General features: G+C 38.5%; 1 pseudogene. It reads right to left on the reverse strand.

What is annotated here, in order from left to right:
- Positions 1–20 precede the first annotated feature (20 nt).
- Positions 21–1,338, reverse strand: a pseudogene (locus RMX98_RS36230) (IS701 family transposase).
- Positions 1,339–1,414 lie beyond the last annotated feature (76 nt).

The following is a 1,414-nucleotide window of genomic DNA, read 5'->3' on the forward strand; positions in this document are numbered from 1 at the left end:
TAGTGGGACTTAAACAAAAATCAAGCCCAAATATAGCCTAAACTAGCTTTATAAGAAGCAAACAGGTTACGATTAAGAGCCAACCAATCAAAAAATCTGAAAGACATAGCTGTTCTGAAAGCCTCTAAAGCTTCAGTAAAAGTGTTCAAAGGTTTGTTGGCCCACCTGCGTCTTAAGCCACCAGTGAGTTGATGCCAAAGAATAAAAGTGTAGGCACAAAAAACTAAAATAAAATGTCGAAGTAGGCTTGTTTTATCTCGGACTTGATATTCTTTAAGTCCTAACCATCCTTTGGCTTCCCGATAGAAAACTTCAACCCAATTTCTTTGGGAGTATGTGTCAACTATCCATTGTGGAGTCACAATTGATGAGTCAACATTGGTAATAAAATAGTCTATATCAGTAGCTTCCGAGAAAGTCGCAGCGTTCATGACGATAGCAATATTGCGCTTTTCGCTTAAGGATGATATCTCTACTTCTAGAGTTACCCCCCATAGGGTTTTAGCTTGTTCTAAGTTTAGTTGAATTTTCGTAAAAGCTTTTTGGGGTAAGCTTTGTGCTAATTCATCTAATCTAATTGTTTGTTGAATATTATTTTCATGAGTGACTGCCACTTTTCGATTTTTGGCTAGCCCTCCCAAATACTTTAATTTCCGTTTTTCCAACTCTAATAAGAACGACGTATTGTTGCCATATCCTGCATCTACAATTACAATCCCTGGTTGATACTTTCTTGCGATCGTTGTGTCTATTAATTTGATTGCTAATTCAGTTTTTTTTTGAAATTCAGGGTCTTGTTTCCCTTGAGCTAAACTACTGGCGTGCCGATATAACTCTATATCTAACGGTAAGCTTTTTCTTCCATCATATAAATGCGTTGTTACTACTACTATTCCGTTGTCTGTCTTGCCGATTTCTCCGATATATTGTCTTCCTATCCCCTCGGTAAAATTTCCACTTTTTCTATGTCCCGAATCATCTATTATCAAGCTAAAGCCTCTACTAATTCTTGTCTGGCTACACTTGTTCATGATCTCTAACCTACGCTCATTCACCCGATCGCTACACCAAGGCGCTTCAGTTAAAAAGCGATGCAGCGCGGTCTTGGGGGTTTCCCCCATGAGCGACTGCATCAAGACAGTGGTGTAATCGGTGCTAAGTCACTCCTACAGCATTAGAGGCCATTTGAAACAAGTTTTTTCTCTCACTTTCACCTAGTAATCCCCCTAAATAGTGTCTAAACTCTCTTTTTTGAGCTTTATGAGTAAATACATCATCAAATCTTTGACACCATTTTTCAAAGCATGGCGGCATGGCTGCGGGAGTCGTTTCTTTCATCAGCTTACTTTCACGTGAAAGCTTTGCTATTTAAGCATTATAGTCTTTTTTAATTTCCTGTTTTGTTTAAGTCCCG

Source organism: Nostoc sp. DedQUE02 (genome assembly GCF_034531035.1).
In the GTDB taxonomy this organism is placed as follows: domain Bacteria; phylum Cyanobacteriota; class Cyanobacteriia; order Cyanobacteriales; family Nostocaceae; genus Nostoc.